Raw genomic sequence first — 16465 nt, forward strand, 5'->3', positions numbered from 1 at the left:
GCCCCTTGTGACCACCACTCTGCCGGGGGCCGTCGCCGTCCGGTCGTTCCTCCGCTATCGCCCCGTCGCTGTTTCGCTTCCGATCCGTTCGAGCTGCGCCTTCGCCTTCCGGATACCGTCCTCGAAGCCCCGCTTCACCGCTTCGTCATGGGCTTCACGGAGGCAGTCGAGAGCTTCCGCTTCGCGGCCCAGGGCGTGCAGTGCGGCGCCGCGCGCGATCCGCAGCAGGATCTGGCGCAGCGGGGCGAGACCCTCGGCGGAGGCGCCCGGCAGGGTCAGCCCGCGCTCGGTGCAGTCGAGCACCGCGGCGTGGTCGCCGGTGGCCAGGAGCTGGCGGGAGCGGTGTTCCAGGGCGAGCAGTTCGGTGAGGATGTCGTCGGTGGCGCGGGCCAGCTCGGCGGCCCGTACGACGTGGGCGAGGGACGCGGTGCTCGGCCCGCCGTCCCGGTCGAGGGCGACGGCCAGGTTGACCAGCGCGGTGGCCTCGCTGGAGGTGTCGCCGGCGCGGGCCGCGAGCTCCGGGGCGCGCTCCAGCTGCTCGATCGCCTGCGTGAGCCGGCCCTCCTCGGTGAGCACCCAGCCGTACAGGGCGCGGACCCGGGACTCGGCGTCCGGGTCGTCGAGCCGCTGCGCGGCGGCGAGCCCTTGCTCCATGAGCGGCAGCCAGTCGTCGCGGACGTAGCCGACGACGTACGGCCACTGCAGGACGGCGAGCCGCCAGGCGCGGTCGTCGTGGCCCGCGGCGTGCGCGGCGACGGCGGCGGCGACGAGGTTCTCGCGCTCCACGGCGTACCAGGCCAGGCCGGCGGCCCGGTCGGTGAGGGCCGGGTGGCCGAGGTCGGGCCGGATGTCGGCGGGCAGGACGCAGCAGGGCCGGTCGTCGGGCTCGGTGACGGACGCGGCGAGGAGCGCGGTGCGGACGTAGTGGTCGAGGAGCCGGACCAGGGCCTCGTCGGTGGCCTCGGTGTCGTCGGCGCGGGCCAGGCCGCGCGCGTAGAGGCGGACGAGGTCGTGCATCAGGTACCGGCCGGGCGTCGGCTCGGTGATCAGGTGGGCGCCGGCGAGGCGGTCCAGGGCGGCGGCGGCCTCCTGGGGGGAGCGGCCGGTGAGGGCGGCGGCCGCGTACCGGTCGAGGTCGGGTCCGGGCAGCACGCCGAGCCGGTGGAACAGCAGCCGGGCGTCCTCGGGCAGGGTGCGCAGGGTGAGCCGGAGCGCGGCGGCGACGCCGGTGTCGTCGACGTCGAGGAGGGCCAGGCGGCGCTGCTCGTCGGCGAGTTCGTCGGCGAGGCCGGACAGCGGCCACTCGGGGCGGGCGTTGACGCGGGCGGCGACGACGCGCAGGGCGAGCGGCAGGCCGGCGCAGAGTTCGGTGAGGCGGGCGGCGGCCTCCGGTTCGGCGGCGAGCCGGCCGGCGGCGCCGGTCGCGGCGGCGAGCAGCGCGGCGGACCCGGCGGGGTCGAGGACGCCGAGGGCGACGGTGCGGGCCAGCTCGCTGACGGCGAGCCCGTCCAGGCGCAGCCGCGAGGTGACCACGGCGGCGCTGCCGGGACCGGCCGGGAGCAGCGGGCGGACCTGGGCCGCGGTGCGCGCGTTGTCGAGGACGACGAGGTGCCGGTGGCGCTCGGTACGGGTGCGGTACGCGGCGGCGAGCGCGCCCGGTGTCTCGGGCAGGTCCCGGGCGGGCACGCCGAGGGCGATGAGGAACTCGCGGAGCACGTCGGCGGTCTCGGGGGCGCTGTCGCCGCTGCCGTCGTCGTCGCTGAAGCCGCGCAGGTCGGCGAAGAGGACGCCGTCGTAGCGGTCGCGGACGGTGTGCGCCCAGTGCAGCGCGGCGGCGGTCTTGCCGACGCCGGCGGGTCCGGTGAGCACGGTGACGGCGTGCTCGGGTCCGGACGCGGCGTCGAGCGCGGCGAGTTCGCGGTCGCGGCCGACGAAGCCGCGGGGCGGCCGGGGCAGCAGGTCGGGGCCGTCCGGGGCGGTGGCGCGGACCGGTTGGGGGGCCGGGACCTCGGGCGCTGTCTGCGGTCCGGGCTTGGCGGGCGGGGCGCCGGGGCCGTCGCCGGCGAGGATCTCCGCGTAGGCCTCGCGCAGTGCGGGGCCCGGGTCGACGCCTAGCTCGTCGGCGAGCAGGGTGCGGGTGCGGTGGTACTGGTCGATGGCGTCGGACTGCCGGCCCGCCCGGTACAGGGACCGCATCAGCGCGGCGGCGAGCGACTCCCGCATGGGGTGCGCGACGGCCTCGGCGTGCAGCAGGGCGGCGGCCCGCGCGTGGTCGCCGAACTCGCCGTAGGTGCGGGCCAGTTGCTCGACCGCCGAGATCCGGGCCTGCTCAAGCCCGTCGGCGGCCACGCGCAGCGGGCCGCCGGTCGCGACGCCGACCAGCGCGGGCCCGCGCCACAGCGAGAGCGCCTCGCGCAGCAGGGCGGCCGCGTCGTCGGGGGAGCGCTGCTCGTGCGCGAGCCGGACCAGCTCGTCGAAGCGGTGCGCGTCGAGCAGCGACTCGGGCATCTCCAGGACGTACGCGTCGCCGCGCGTGACGAGCCGCACGCCCCACTCGTCGGCGCCGCCCTGCGCGAGCAGCGCCCGCAGCCGGGACACATGGCCCTGGGTGACCGTGCGGGCCCGCGCGGGCGGGCCCTCGGGCCACAGCGCGTCGATCAGCTGGTCGAGCGGGACCGCCGTGTTGGGGCGGAGCAGGAGCGCGGCGAGGAGGCTGCGCCGCTTGGCCGGTCCGAGGGGGAGTTCACCGGTCTCGGTGGCTACGCCGACGGTGCCGAGCAGCCGGAACTCCACGTATGCGCTCCCCTTGGGACGGGCCTTGGTGCGGCCCCGATGTTGTCGTACTCCAGAGTACGGGGCGGGGTGGCGCCGTTGACTTCCTGGTCCGTTGCCGCGTTCCGGCCGGTGGGGGTTGCTCGCGCAGTTCCCCGCGCCCCTGAGACGCACACCCTTCGGGTGGCATCTCCCGGATCCGCGGGACCGGTCAGAGCCGGCGGTCGCGGTCGTCTTCTACGACGGTGGTCTGGGTGGGGGTCAGGCCCCTGCGGCGGCCGATGCTGCGGAACACGAAGACGCCGATCAGCCCGACGATCATGAGGATCCAGCCGACCAGGTGGAGGTCGACGCCCTTCATGTGCCAGTCGGTCGCGAACGCGAGGATCGCCCCGAGGGCCACGAGGATGATGCAACCGCCCAAGCTCATGAGAACCGCCTTCCTGAGAGGTGCGCGGACATGCGTGAGGGGCCCGGGTACCCCGGACCCCTCCGTTCTCACACTCCGCGGGACTCAGCCCTCCAGGAACGCCACCAGAGCGTTCGCGAGGAGGAACGGGTCGTCGGCGCCGCACAGTTCGCGCACGCTGTGCATCGACAGGATCGCCGCGCCGATGTCGACGGTCTTGATGCCGTGCCGGGCCGCGGTGATCGGGCCGATCGTGGTGCCGCACGGCATCGCGTTGTTGGACACGAACGACTGGAACGGCACGCCGGCCTTCTCGCAGGCCGCCGCGAACACGGCGCGGCCGCTGCCGTCGGTGGCGTAGCGGTTGTTGACGTTCACCTTGAGGATCGGGCCGCCGTTGGCGCGCGGGTGGTGCGTCGGGTCGTGCCGCTCGGCGTAGTTGGGGTGCACGGCGTGACCGGTGTCCGAGGACAGGCAGATCGTGCCGGCGAAGGCCCGCGCCTTGTCCTCGTACGAGCCGCCGCGGGCGAAGACCGAACGCTCCAGGACGCCGCCGAGCAGCGGGCCGTCGGCGCCGGTGTCGGACTGCGAGCCGTTCTCCTCGTGGTCGAACGCGGCGAGCACCGGGATGTACGGCAGGTTGTCCTGCTTGCTGACCTCGGTGAGCGCGGCCGTGCAGGCGTGCACGGACAGCAGGTTGTCCATGCGCGGGCCGGCGAGCAGCTCGCGGTCGCGGCCCAGGTAGGCGGGGGCCTCGACGGCGTACGTCATGAGGTCCCAGCCGGTGATGGAGCCGCGCTCCAGGCCGTTCTCCTCCTCCAGGAAGGCGAGCAGGTCGCCCTCGTGGACGTCGTCGCCCAGGCCCCAGATGGGCTGCATGTGGCGCTGCTTGTCGAGCTTGAGGCCCTCGGGGGTGACCGAGCGGTCGAGGTGGACGGCCAGCTGCGGGACGCGCAGCAGGGGGCGGTCCACGTTGACGAGGCGCTCGGTGCCGTCGCGCAGGGAGATCCGGCCGGCCAGGCCCAGGTCGCGGTCGAGCCAGGAGTTGAGCAGGGGGCCGCCGTAGATCTCGACGGCGACCTGGCGCCAGCCCTGAGTGCCCATGTCCGGCTGGGGCTTGACCCGCAGGTTCGGGGAGTCGGTGTGCGCGCCGACGATCCGGAACGGGGTGTGGGGGGCGGCGCCCTCCGGGACGTACCAGGCGATGATCGCGCCGCCGCGGACGACGAACCGGCCGCCCGTCGTGCCGTCCCAGGCGTCGGTCTCGGCGACCTGCTGGAACCCGGCCTTCTCCAGCCGTGCCGCGGCGTTCGCCACCGCGTGGTACGGGGTGGGGCTCGCGGCGAGGTAGGTCATCAGGTCGTCGGTGTGCCCACGATCGAAGGGGCCGGAGGGTGTGCGCATGCCGTCAGGGTAGGCCCTGGCCCACCCATGCCGCCCACTCGTCTGCCGGGCGCCCTTGTCCTGCGGGTGCGGGCCCGGTGGGGGCTGGTCGCGCAGTTCCCCGCGCCCCTGAGATGCGCACTTCGTGCGCGATCTCATCGGGCGCTTGCGCCTCGGGGAAATGCGACCCGAAGGGTCTGCATTCCAGGGGCGCGGGGCTGTATCGATCAGCGGCTCCGCCGCGGGGCGCGACCAGCCACGAACCACCGGTACCCGCCTGCCGGGGGCCACCTGGCAGACGGGTACGCGGATCCAGCCCGGCGGAGCCTAGAAGGCGGCCTCGTCCAGGTCCATCACGTCCAGGCCCGACTCGCTCGTGCCCTGGGCGAGCTTGCGCGCACCCGTGACACCCGGCAGGACGTTCGCGGCGAAGAACTTGGCCGCGGCGACCTTGCCCTGGTAGAAGGGCACGTCCTTGGCGGACGCACCGCCCGCGAGGGCCTCCGCCGCGACGGCCGCACCCTTGAGCAGCAGGTAGCCGACGACCACGTCACCGGAGGCCATGAGCAGCCGGGTCGTGTTGAGGCCGACCTTGTAGATGTTCTTCGGGTCCTGCTCCGTGGCCGCGAGGTCCGTGAGCATGACGCCGACGATGGCCTCGAGCTCGACGGCCGCCTTGGCCAGCGACTCGCGCGCCCCGGCGAGCTCCTCGCCGCCCGTCTCGACCGCGAGGAACTTCTTGATCTCCTCGGCGAGGCCGTTCAGCGCGGCGCCCTGGTTGCGGACGATCTTCCGGAAGAAGAAGTCCTGGCCCTGGATCGCGGTCGTGCCCTCGTACAGGGTGTCGATCTTCGAGTCACGGATGTACTGCTCGATCGGGTACTCCTGCAGGAAGCCGGAGCCGCCGAAGGTCTGGAGCGACTGGGCGAGCTGCTCGTAGCCCTTCTCGGAGCCGTAGCCCTTGACGATCGGCAGGAGCAGGTCGTTGAGGGCGTGCTCGGCGGAGGCGTCCTCGCCGGCGGCCTCCTTGACCTGGATCGCGTCCTGCACGGAGGCCGTGTAGAGCACCAGCGACCGCATGCCCTCGGCGTACGCCTTCTGCGTGAGCAGCGAGCGGCGCACGTCGGGGTGGTGCGTGATGGTGACCTTGGGCGCGGCCTTGTCCATGAACTGGGCGAGGTCGGGGCCCTGGACGCGCTCCTTGGCGTACTCCAGCGCATTCAGGTAACCGGTCGACAGGGTCGAGATCGCCTTCGTGCCGACCATCATGCGAGCGAACTCGATGATGCGGAACATCTGGCGGATGCCCTCGTGCTTGTCGCCGATCAGCCAGCCCTTGGCGGGGTGCTGGTCGCCGAAGGTCATCTCGCACGTGTTGGAGGCCTTGAGGCCCATCTTGTGCTCGACGTTGGTCGCGTACACGCCGTTGCGCTCGCCCAGCTCGCCGGTCTCCCAGTCGAACTCGAACTTCGGGACGAGGAAGAGGGACAGGCCCTTGGTGCCGGGGCCGTGGCCCTCGGGGCGGGCGAGGACGTAGTGGAGGATGTTCTCCGACATGTCGTGCTCACCGGACGTGATGAAGCGCTTCACGCCCTCGATGTGCCAGGAGCCGTCCTCCTGCTGCACGGCCTTGGTGCGGCCGGCGCCCACGTCCGAGCCGGCGTCCGGCTCGGTCAGGACCATCGTCGAGCCCCACTGCTTCTCGACGGCGATCTCGGCGATCTTCTTCTGCGCCTCGTTGCCCTCCTCGAAGAGGATGCCGGCGAACGCGGGGCCGGAGGAGTACATCCAGATCGCCGGGTTGGCGCCCAGGATCAGCTCGGCGTGGGCCCAGATGAGGGAGCGCGGCGCGGTGGTGCCGCCGATCTCCTCGGGCAGGCCGAGGCGCCAGTACTCGGAGTCCATGAAGGCCTTGTAGGACTTCTTGAAGCTGGCCGGGACCGGCGCGGTGTTCGTCTCGGGGTCGAAGACCGGAGGGTTGCGGTCCGCGTCGGTGAAGGACTCGGCCAGGTCGTTCTCGGAGAGGCGGGCCACCTCGTCGAGGATGCTCTTGGCGGTGTCGACGTCCATCTCACCGAACGGGCCGGTGCCGTACAGCTTGTCGCGGCCGAGCACCTCGAAGAGGTTGAACTCGATGTCGCGGAGATTCGACTTGTAGTGCCCCATGGCGACGGCTCCGTAAAGGCTTGGGAGGTGGATCGTCCGGGGGTGTCCCCGGACCTTCCTCGTACGCGTACCAACTAGTAACCACCACAATGCTACCCGCCGGTAATAAGAATCAACCCCCAGCGGGCCAACTGTGACGAACTCGGCCCTCGGGCGAACCCCGCCTCGCCCTTGCGGGGGCTCGGTAGTCTTGCGCCCATGTACGGCTATGACCAGACCCCGGGTGCCGGGCAGCAGTACGCGCCGCCGCAGCAGGGCGGTTACGGGCAGCAGGCCCCGCCGCTGTACCCGGAGCCGTCGCCGCCGTCGCTCGCCGACGCGGTCCGCGCGTTCACGACCGGATCGATGTCCGCGGAGGACTTCCAGCAGATCTTCGCCTCGTCGAAGGTCTACTGCCCGCGCGGCGACAACCCCGGCTTCCTCGCGCTGCACAACACCCAGCAGCCCGTGATCCCGATGTTCACCTCGCTCAAGGAGCTGCGGACGTACGCGGGCAAGGAGTCCAAGTACTTCGTGATCACCGGCGCCGAGGTCATCGACCTGCTGCCGACCGGCTACGGCTTCGTCCTCGACATGGAGGGCGAGCACCGCATGGTCTTCGACGCGAAGGCCGTCGAACAGATGGTCGATTTCGCGATGCGCCGCATGTACGGGTAGGTGCCGTCGGTCGTGGCACCCGTGTGTCACGGCCGTCCGGTCGACGTGCGAGTCGGCAATCCGGGGCATTCATGAATAGCCGATCGGATGACATGCCCGCCCCGGTGCCGGCCATAGCGTCGAGGACATGAACATCGCTCGCATCTCCCGCCGCTCCGCTCTCACCGCATCCGCGATCGCGATCGCCGTGTCCGCCCTGGTGCCGGTCTCGGCCATGGCGGCCGACGCGTCCGCCGCACCGGCCCCCGCTTCCGCTTCCGCGTCCGCGAAGCTGAAGGACGCGACTCCGTCCGACGTGCTCGCCTCGACCCCGTGGAAGACCACCGGCGCCGTCGACCAGGACGGCAACCGTGTCGCCCTCGACGACCCGGCCGTGTCGAACTTCGTGGGCTGGGCCTACTTCGACGCCGACGGCACGTACACCATGTACAACCTCGACGACAGCCCCAAGCTGCACGGTGACTGGACCGTCACCCCCGACGGCTCCGAGCGCTGGATCAACGCGAAGGACGCGAACGGCAAGGTGCTCTTCGAGCGCACCGTCCCGATCACCCAGCTCGACAAGAACGTGTTCACCTACCGCGTCTTCCCGAACGCCGGCGACACCAGCGTGTACTACGACATCGTCCACACCAAGACCAACCACGTCGAGCCCGGCACCGACGGCCGCGGCCCCGGCGCGAACGGCAACCAGGGCGGCAACGGCGAGTACCACTTCAACAACGGCAACGCCCGCTGATCGCGATCCGCCGCATCGAAGGCCCGGAGGGAATGTCCTCCGGGCCTTTTCGTGTTCCAGGTGGCAGAAAGTTCTACGTTCAACTAAAGTTGAGGCACGAGGACGCCAAGGAGGTCCCCAAAATGCCCGCTGTGACCGTCGAGAACCCGCTGACCCTGCCCCGAGTGGAAGCTCCGGCGGATGCCGCGGCGCGCCCCGTGCTCGCCGTGACGACCGCGCCGGGCGGCTTCGAAGGGGAGGGATTCCCGGTGCGCCGCGCGTTCGCCGGAATCAACTACAAGTACCTCGACCCGTTCATCATGATGGACCAGATGGGCGAGGTGGAGTACGCACCCGGAGAGCCGAAGGGCACCCCGTGGCACCCGCACCGCGGCTTCGAGACCGTGACGTACCTGATCGACGGAACGTTCGTCCACCAGGACTCGCACGGCGGCGGCGGCACCATCACCGACGGCGACACCCAGTGGATGACGGCGGGCTCCGGCCTGCTGCACATCGAGGCGCCGCCGGAGTCCCTCGTCATGTCCGGCGGCCTCTTCCACGGCCTCCAGCTGTGGGTGAACCTGCCCGCCAAGGACAAGATGAAGGACCCGCGCTACCAGGACATCCGCGGCGGCCAGGTCAAGCTCCTCACCACCGCCGACGGCGGCGCGCTGCTCCGCGTCATCGCCGGTGAGCTCGACGGCCACGAGGGTCCGGGCATCACGCACACGCCGATCACGATGGTGCACGCCACCGTCCGCCCCGGCGCCGAGGCCACCCTGCCGTGGCGCGAGGACTACAACGGCCTCGTCTACGTGCTCGCCGGCCGCGGCACCGTCGGCGCCGACCGGCGACCGGTCCACATGGGCCAGACCGCCGTCTTCGGCGCGGGCGGCTCGCTGACCGTGCGGGCCGACGAGTCCCAGGACTCGAACACCCCGGACCTCGAGGTGGTCATCCTCGGCGGACAGCCGATCCGTGAGCCCATGGCCCACTACGGCCCCTTCGTGATGAACACCAAGGCCGAACTCCAGCAGGCCTTCGACGACTTCCAGGCCGGCCGCCTGGGCGTCATCCCCACCGCCGAGCGTCTGCCCCACACCTGACCGGGCCCCGGGGCCGCGTGAAGTGACGGATCGTCACTCGCGCGGCCCCGCCCGGCGCGTGGCCCGGCACCCGGCCGTGTTCAACTGGTCGGGTGAAGCCGGACACCGAACTACTGCCCCGTTCCGCCCGCCGCGTCGCCGCCTGGTGCGCGGTGGCGCTGCTCGTCACCGGGGTCGCCTGGGTCGGGATCTGGCTCTGCGTCGAACTGCGCACCGCCGTCGTGCCCGTGCTGCTCGCCCTGCTCGGCACCGCCCTGCTGCGGCCCGTCTACCTCGCCCTGCGCAAGGCCAAGGTGCAGCAGTCGCTCGCGGCGGGGCTCACCTGCGCGCTGATCCTCGTCGTGGTCGGCGGCGCCGGATACATCGTCGTCGCCGCGCTCATCGACACCGGCGACCAGATCATCGCCTCCGTGAAACAGGCCGCCCGCGACCTCTCCGACAAGTTCGGCACCGGCGTGCTCGACCTCGATCATCTCGCCGACAACGCGCAGGACCTCATCAAGAAGTACGGGGGTTCCGCCGCGTCCGGAGTGATCAGCGGGCTCAGCGTGGCCGGGGAGATCGCCGCCATGGCCGTGCTCGCCCTGCTGCTCTGCTTCTTCTTCCTGCGCGACGCCGGGCGCTTCCGCGTCGCCCTGCGCCAGGCCGCGCCCGGCTCCGCCGGCGAGACCCTGGAGGCCATCGCGCGGCGCGCCTTCGCCGCGGTCTCCGGCTTCATGCGCGGGACGACCCTCATCGCGCTCATCGACGCGTTCTGCATCGGCATCGGGCTGCTGATCCTTCAGGTGCCCGGTGCGGTCGGCCTCGCGGCGCTCGTCTTCGTCGGGGCCTACATCCCCTATCTCGGCGCGTTCATCTCCGGCGCCGTCGCCATTCTCGTCGCCCTCGCCGACCGTGGATTCGTCATCGCGCTCTGGGCCCTCGGCGTCGTCCTCGCCGTGCAGGTCCTGGAGGGGCATGTCCTCCAGCCGATGATCCAGTCCCGCACGGTGCAGATGCATCCTGCGGTCGTTCTGCTCGCCATCACCTCGGGTGCCTCGGTCGCCGGCATCCTCGGCATGCTCCTGGCGGTGCCCCTCACCGCGGCGGCGTTCGGCATTCTGAGCGAGTTGCGGGGGCGGTACGGGTCGGGTGGCGTGACCGTTTCACGTGAAACAGGGGTCTGATCGCGGCCTGGGGGCCGGCTGATCCGGCGCGTCGCCGTAGGGCTTCAGCGTCATCGCCGGCTGCGGCGCCGTCGTGGCTGGTCGCGCAGTTCCCGGCCCCCGGCAGAGGCCTTGGTGTTGAGGGTCAAGGCGCGGTCGGGTCTGGTTCGTAGAGTTCGAACCAGATGCATTTGCCTTCGCCTCGGGGGTCGACGCCCCAGCGGGAGGCGAGGAGTTCCATCAGGACGAGGCCGCGGCCGGAGGAGGCCAGTTCGCCGGGGCGGCGCTTGTGGGGGAGGTCGTCGGAGCTGTCGGCGACCTCGACGCGCAGGCGGCGCGGGCCGCCCGCGGTGCCGCCGCTGACGGCGGCGACCAGCAGGGCGTCGCCGTCGGTGTGGACCAGGACGTTCGTGACCATCTCGGAGACCATCAGGACCGCCGAGTCGACCTGGTCCTCGTCGGCCCAGTCGTGCAGCAGCTCGCGCAGCTGCTGGCGGGCGGCGGAGATCCGCTCCGGCTCGGCCTGGGCGATGGTCATGGCGGTGCGCCGGACCGGTACCGGCAGGGTCACCGCGGCGGTGCGGCGCAGCAGGAGGAGCGCGATGTCGTCCTCGCGGCGGTCGGCGAGGGGGCCCGTCGTGTAGTGCGAGGCGGGGCCGAGCACGGCCTGGACGAGGGTGTCGGCCAGCTCCTCGAGGTGTTCGGCGGGGCCCGACTCCAGTGCCTCGCGGACCCGGGACCAGCCGGTGTCCAGGTCGTGGCCGCCGGTTTCTATCAGCCCGTCGGTGCAGATCAGCAGCGTCTCGCCGGGTTCCAGGACGAGCCGGGAGGTGGGGTAGTCGGCGTCCGGGTCGATGCCGAGGGGCAGGCCGCCCGCGGTGGGCCGGATCAGGACCGTGCCGTCGGCGGTGCGGACCGCCGGTTCGGGGTGGCCCGCGCGGGCGATCTCGAGGACGCCGGTCGCGGGGTCGGCCTCGATGTAGAGGCAGGTGGCGAAGCGCGGGTCCTCGTTTGCCGAGCGGGCCGCGTCCCCGACCCCGGACAGGAAGCGGGAGGCGCGGGAGAGGACGGCGTCGGCGTGGTGCCCCTCGGCGGCGTAGGCCCGCAGGGCGACGCGGAGCTGGCCCATCAGGCCGGCCGCGCGCACGTCGTGGCCCTGCACGTCGCCGATGACGAGGGCGATGCGGTCGCCGGGCAGCGGGATCATGTCGTACCAGTCGCCGCCGACCTGGAGGCCGCCGCCGGTGGGGACGTAGCGGGCGGTGATGCTCATGCCGGGGATCTCGGGGCCGAGCGTCGGCAGCATCGACTTCTGCAGGCCGTCGGTGAGCTCCCGCTCGGACTCGGCGACCCCGGCCCGGGACAGGGCCTGCGCCAGCATCCGGGCGACGGTGGTGAGGACGGAACGCTCGTCCGGGGTGAAGGACACCGGGTAGGCGAAGCCGGCCATCCACGCGCCGATCGTGCGGCCCGCCACGACCAGCGGCAGGAACGCCCAGGACTGCCGCTGGAACGGTGCGGCGAGCGGCCAGGCCGCCGGGTAGCGGTCCCGGTACTCCTCGGGCGAGGACAGGTACACGGCGCGGCCGGAGCGCACGACCTCGGCGGCCGGGTAGTCCGTCGCCAGGTCCATGTCCGTGAAGGGGCCCTCGTCGCCGGCCTGCTGCCCGTGGTGGCCGATGACGGTGAGCCGCTCGCCCGCGACGCCGAAGACGGCCAGGCCGCTGGGCGAGAACCCGGGCATCGACAGTCCGGCGGCGACCCGCAGCACCTCCGCCGTGGAACCGGCCTCCGCGAGGGCGCGGCCCGCGTCGAGGAGGAACGCCTCGCGGGAGCGGCGCCAGTCGCCGGTGACGGGCGTGCGGGAGGCCGCGCCGGGGCTCTGGTCGGAGACCTCCTGGAGGGTGCCGATCAGCTCGTAGGAGCCGGAGTCGTCGCCGTGGACGACGGGGCGGGAGCGGCTGCGCACCGTACGGATGACGTGGCCATGCTCGTCCATGATCCGCAGCCGGGCCTCGGCGAGCGTGCCCTCGGCGACGGCGAGGCGGACGACGCCGTCGATCTCGTTCCAGTCCACCGGGTGGAAACAGGCGCGCGCACCGGCCTCCGTGAGGGTGACGGGCTTGCCGTCGGGCGAGGGCACTCCGATGAGCCGGGCGGCCTCCGCGTCGAACGTGACGAGGCCGGCCCGGTTGTCCCACCGCCACAGGCCGGTCGCGAGAGCGGCGAGGACGTCCTCCACCGGCGGGAGGGGCTCACCAGTGCTCATGGCCCCACTGTAAGAAGAGGAGATCGCACACTGCCACCGAGAGTGGCCCCGCGGACGGGCGCCACGGGCACGGCGGGAGTATTCGGAAAGCGATCATGACGCGGCCGGTACCCTTGGGAGATCCGGGTCGTGACCCCGGGAGATCCCGAATCGCAAAGGCTGGATGAACGACGATGCATCGGTACAGGTCCCACACCTGCGGCGAGCTCCGCGCCTCTGACGTCGGCAGCGACGTCCGGCTGAGCGGCTGGCTGCACAATCGCCGAGACCTGGGCGGCATCCTCTTCATCGATCTGCGCGACCACTACGGCATCACGCAGCTCGTCGCCCGTCCGGGCACGAAGGCCGCCGAGGTCCTCGACAAGCTCACCAAGGAGACGGTCGTCCGCGTCGACGGCAAGGTCGTCTCCCGCGGCGCCGACAACGTGAACGCGGAGCTGTCGACGGGCGAGATCGAGATCGAGGCCACCGAGGTCGAGGTGCTCGGCGCGGCCCAGCAGATCCCGTTCACGATCAACGCGGACGACGGCGTGAACGAGGAGCGGCGCCTGGAGTACCGCTTCCTCGACCTGCGCCGCGAGCGCATGCACAAGAACATCATGCTGCGCTCGGCCGTGATCGCCTCGATCCGCTCGAAGATGGTCGCCCTCGGCTTCAACGAGATGGCGACGCCGATCCTCGCCGCGACCTCCCCCGAGGGCGCCCGCGACTTCGTCGTCCCCTCCCGTCTGAACCCGGGCAAGTTCTACGCGCTGCCGCAGGCCCCGCAGCAGTTCAAGCAGCTGCTGATGATCTCGGGCTTCGACCGCTACTTCCAGATCGCGCCCTGCTTCCGCGACGAGGACGCGCGCGCGGACCGTTCGCCGGGCGAGTTCTACCAGCTCGACGTCGAGATGAGCTTCGTGGAGCAGGAAGACGTCTTCCAGCCCATCGAGAAGCTCATGACGGAGCTGTTCACCGAGTTCGGCGGCGGCCGTGAGGTCACCTCGCCGTTCCCGCGCATCCCGTTCCGCGAGTCGATGCTGAAGTACGGCAACGACAAGCCGGACCTGCGCGCCAAGCTCGAGCTGGTCGACATCTCCGACGTGTTCGAGGGCTCGGAGTTCAAGGCGTTCGCCGGCAAGCACGTGCGCGCGCTGCCGGTGCCGGACACCGCCTCGCAGTCCCGCAAGTTCTTCGACGGCCTGGGTGACTACGCGGTCGAGCACGGTGCGAAGGGCCTCGCCTGGATCCGCGTCGGCGAGGACGGCTCCTTCCAGGGCCCGATCGCGAAGTTCCTCACGGAGGAGAACGCGAAGGTCCTCACCGAGCGCCTCGGCCTGGTCCACGGTCACGCCGTGTTCTTCGGCGCGGGCGAGTTCGACGAGGTCTCCAAGATCATGGGCGCGGTCCGCGTCGAGGCCGCCAAGCGCGCCGGCCACTTCGAGGAGGGCGTCTTCCGCTTCGCGTGGATCGTCGACTTCCCGATGTACGAGAAGGACGAGGAGACCGGGAAGATCGACTTCTCGCACAACCCGTTCTCCATGCCGCAGGGCGGCCTCGAGGCCCTGGAGACCCAGGACCCGCTGGACATCCTCGGCTGGCAGTACGACATCGTGTGCAACGGCATCGAGCTGTCCTCCGGCGCGATCCGTAACCACGAGCCCGAGATCATGTTCAAGGCGTTCGAGATCGCCGGATACTCCAAGGAGACCGTGCAGAGCGAGTTCGCCGGCATGCTCCGCGCGTTCGAGTACGGCGCCCCGCCGCACGGCGGCATCGCCCCGGGCGTCGACCGCATCGTGATGCTCCTCGCCGACGAGCCGAACATCCGCGAGACGATCGCCTTCCCGCTCAACGGCAACGCCCAGGACCTCCTCATGGGCGCCCCGACCGAGCTGGACGAGGCCCGCCTGCGCGAGCTGAACATCCAGCTCCGCAAGCCGGTCGAGAAGAAGTAACGCACCGCGCGGACACACCGCACGCACGAAGGGCCCGGAACCAGCTGGTTCCGGGCCCTTCGTGCGTGCGGGGGTGTTACGCGGCCGGCTCGCCGCCGAAGCGCTCCTTGTAGGACTCCAGGTCCTCGTCGGTGATCTTGGCGAAGAGGACCGGCGGGACGGTGAAGGGGGTGCCGGCGGGGACCGTCGTCAGCGCCGTCGCCTCCTCGGCGGAGATCCACGTACGGGCCTCGTCGCCGGGGAGGGCGAACGCGGCGCGCATCGCGGCGGCGGAGGACGGGATGAACGGCTCGGAGACCACCGAGTACAGGTGGATGAGGTTCATCGCCGTGCGGAGGGTGAGGGCCGCGCCGTCCTTGTCGGTCTTGATCTCCAGCCAGGGGGCCTTCTCCTCCAGGTAGGAGTTGCCCGCCGACCACAGGGCGCGCAGCGCCGCCGCGGCCTTGCGGAACTGGAGAGCCTCCATCTGCTCCTCGTACTCGGCGAGCAGCCGGGAGATCTCCGCGCCCAGGTTCGCCTCGGCCTCGCCGGGCGCGCCGCCCGCCGGGACCTCCTCGCCGAAGCGCTTCTTGGAGAACGACAGGACGCGGTTGACGAAGTTGCCGAGAGTGTCGGCCAGGTCCTTGTTGACCGTGGCCGTGAAGTGCTCCCAGGTGAAGGAGGAGTCGTCCGACTCGGGCGCGTTCGCGATGAGGAAGTAGCGCCAGTAGTCGGCCGGGAGGATGTCGAGCGCCTGGTCGGTGAAGACGCCACGCTTCTGCGACGTGGAGAACTTGCCGCCGTAGTACGTCAGCCAGTTGAAGGACTTCAGGTAGTCGACCTTCTTCCACGGCTCACGGACACCCATCTCGGTGGCCGGGAACATGACGCTGTGGAAGGGCACGTTGTCCTTCGCCATGAACTCCGTGTACCGGACGTCGGCGGCGCCCTCCGGCTCGTACCACCAGGACTTCCAGTTCCGGTTCTCCGGGTCCTGGTCGGCCCACTCCTTCGTCGAGCCGATGTACTCGATCGGGGCGTCGAACCAGACGTAGAAGACCTTGCCCTCGGCGGCCAGCTCCGGCCAGGTGTCGGCCGGGACGGGGACGCCCCAGTCCAGGTCACGGGTGATCGCGCGGTCGTTGAGGCCCTCGGTCAGCCACTTGCGGGCGATGGAGGAGGCCAGGTGCGGCCACTCGCCGGCGACCTCGTCGATCCACGCCTCGACCTCGTGCTGCAGCTTCGACTGGAGCAGGAAGAGGTGCTTCGTCTCGCGGATCTCCAGGTCGGTGGAGCCGGAGATCGCCGAGCGCGGGTTGATCAGGTCCGTCGGGTCCAGGACGCGCGTGCAGTTCTCGCACTGGTCGCCGCGGGCCTTGTCGTAGCCGCAGTGGGGGCAGGTGCCCTCGACGTAGCGGTCCGGGAGGAAGCGGCCGTCGGCGGGCGAGTACACCTGCCGGATCGCGCGCTCCTCGATGAACCCGTTCTCGTTCAGCTTCCGGGCGAAGTGCTGGGTGATCTCCGCGTTCTGCGGCGAGGACGACCGGCCGAAGTGGTCGAAGGCGAGCGCGAAGCCGTCGTAGACCGCCTTCTGCGCGTCGTGCGCCTGCGCGCAGAAGTCCGCGACCGGGATGCCCCGCTCCTTCGCGGCCAGCTCGGCCGGGGTGCCGTGCTCGTCCGTCGCGCAGATGTACAGGACCTCGTGACCGCGCTGGCGCAGGTAACGGGAGTACACGTCGGCCGGGAGCATGGACCCCACCATGTTGCCCAGGTGCTTGATCCCGTTGATGTACGGAAGGGCGCTGGTGATGAGGTGTCGAGCCATCGGAGGCTGCTCCCAAGTCGTGACGATCTGAATCCAGAAATCGTATCCGACATGGGGCGGCCGCCCGCGCGGTGTTTTACAGCGCGGACGGCC

The 16465-nt window shown here is 71.3% G+C and carries 11 protein-coding genes; 5 read left to right on the forward strand and 6 right to left on the reverse strand.

The features are described from left to right. Positions 1 to 54: 54 nt before the first annotated feature. From IAG42_RS18230 to IAG42_RS18245, 4 genes are all read right to left on the reverse strand, one after another. Positions 55 to 2793 (reverse strand): AfsR/SARP family transcriptional regulator, encoded by a 2739-nt coding sequence (locus IAG42_RS18230; RefSeq protein ID WP_188338040.1) that lies wholly within the window; start codon positions 2791 to 2793, stop codon positions 55 to 57. Between the two features lie 190 nt (positions 2794 to 2983). Next, a complete protein-coding gene (locus tag IAG42_RS18235; RefSeq protein WP_188338041.1) occupies positions 2984 to 3202 on the reverse strand; it encodes a DUF6458 family protein in 219 nt (72 codons plus the stop codon). Positions 3203 to 3286: 84 nt separating this feature from the next. Next, the gene (locus tag IAG42_RS18240) at positions 3287 to 4585 is read right to left on the reverse strand and encodes a M18 family aminopeptidase (RefSeq protein WP_188338042.1); all 1299 of its coding nucleotides are present in this window, start codon (positions 4583 to 4585) and stop codon (positions 3287 to 3289) included. Between the two features lie 306 nt (positions 4586 to 4891). After that, complete coding sequence (locus tag IAG42_RS18245) at positions 4892 to 6730, reverse strand: acyl-CoA dehydrogenase (RefSeq protein WP_188338043.1); 1839 nt, start codon at positions 6728 to 6730, stop codon at positions 4892 to 4894. Positions 6731 to 6928: 198 nt separating this feature from the next. Between IAG42_RS18245 and IAG42_RS18250 the strand changes: the two genes are divergently transcribed. The 4 genes from IAG42_RS18250 (at position 6929) to IAG42_RS18265 (ending at position 10380) form a co-directional block, all read left to right on the forward strand. Next, on the forward strand, positions 6929 to 7387 hold the full coding sequence (locus IAG42_RS18250; protein ID WP_188338044.1) for an SseB family protein: 459 nt from the start codon (positions 6929 to 6931) through the stop codon (positions 7385 to 7387). Positions 7388 to 7514: 127 nt separating this feature from the next. After that, positions 7515 to 8126 carry a DUF4822 domain-containing protein gene (locus IAG42_RS18255; protein WP_223206054.1) on the forward strand — a complete coding sequence of 204 codons (612 nt, stop codon included), beginning with the start codon at positions 7515 to 7517 and terminating at the stop codon, positions 8124 to 8126. Positions 8127 to 8248: 122 nt separating this feature from the next. Next, positions 8249 to 9214, forward strand: a complete 966-nt coding sequence (locus IAG42_RS18260) for a pirin family protein (RefSeq protein WP_188338045.1) — start codon at positions 8249 to 8251, stop codon at positions 9212 to 9214. A 92-nt stretch (positions 9215 to 9306) separates the two neighbouring features. After that, positions 9307 to 10380 carry an AI-2E family transporter gene (locus IAG42_RS18265; protein WP_188338046.1) on the forward strand — a complete coding sequence of 358 codons (1074 nt, stop codon included), beginning with the start codon at positions 9307 to 9309 and terminating at the stop codon, positions 10378 to 10380. Positions 10381 to 10504: 124 nt separating this feature from the next. Here IAG42_RS18265 and IAG42_RS18270 read toward each other — a convergent pair whose 3' ends face one another. Next, positions 10505 to 12628 carry an ATP-binding SpoIIE family protein phosphatase gene (locus tag IAG42_RS18270; RefSeq protein WP_188338047.1) on the reverse strand — a complete coding sequence of 708 codons (2124 nt, stop codon included), beginning with the start codon at positions 12626 to 12628 and terminating at the stop codon, positions 10505 to 10507. A gap of 173 nt (positions 12629 to 12801) precedes the next feature. Here IAG42_RS18270 and aspS point away from each other — a divergent pair, with 173 nt between their 5' ends. Further along, positions 12802 to 14568 carry an aspartate--tRNA ligase gene (gene aspS, locus IAG42_RS18275; RefSeq protein ID WP_188338048.1) on the forward strand — a complete coding sequence of 589 codons (1767 nt, stop codon included), beginning with the start codon at positions 12802 to 12804 and terminating at the stop codon, positions 14566 to 14568. 76 nt (positions 14569 to 14644) lie between these two features. Here aspS and metG read toward each other — a convergent pair whose 3' ends face one another. Continuing rightward, positions 14645 to 16372, reverse strand: a complete 1728-nt coding sequence (metG, locus tag IAG42_RS18280; protein ID WP_188338049.1) for a methionine--tRNA ligase — start codon at positions 16370 to 16372, stop codon at positions 14645 to 14647. Between the last annotated feature and the right edge of the window lie 93 nt (positions 16373 to 16465).

It is taken from the genome of Streptomyces xanthii (assembly GCF_014621695.1).
Taxonomy (GTDB): domain Bacteria; phylum Actinomycetota; class Actinomycetes; order Streptomycetales; family Streptomycetaceae; genus Streptomyces; species Streptomyces xanthii.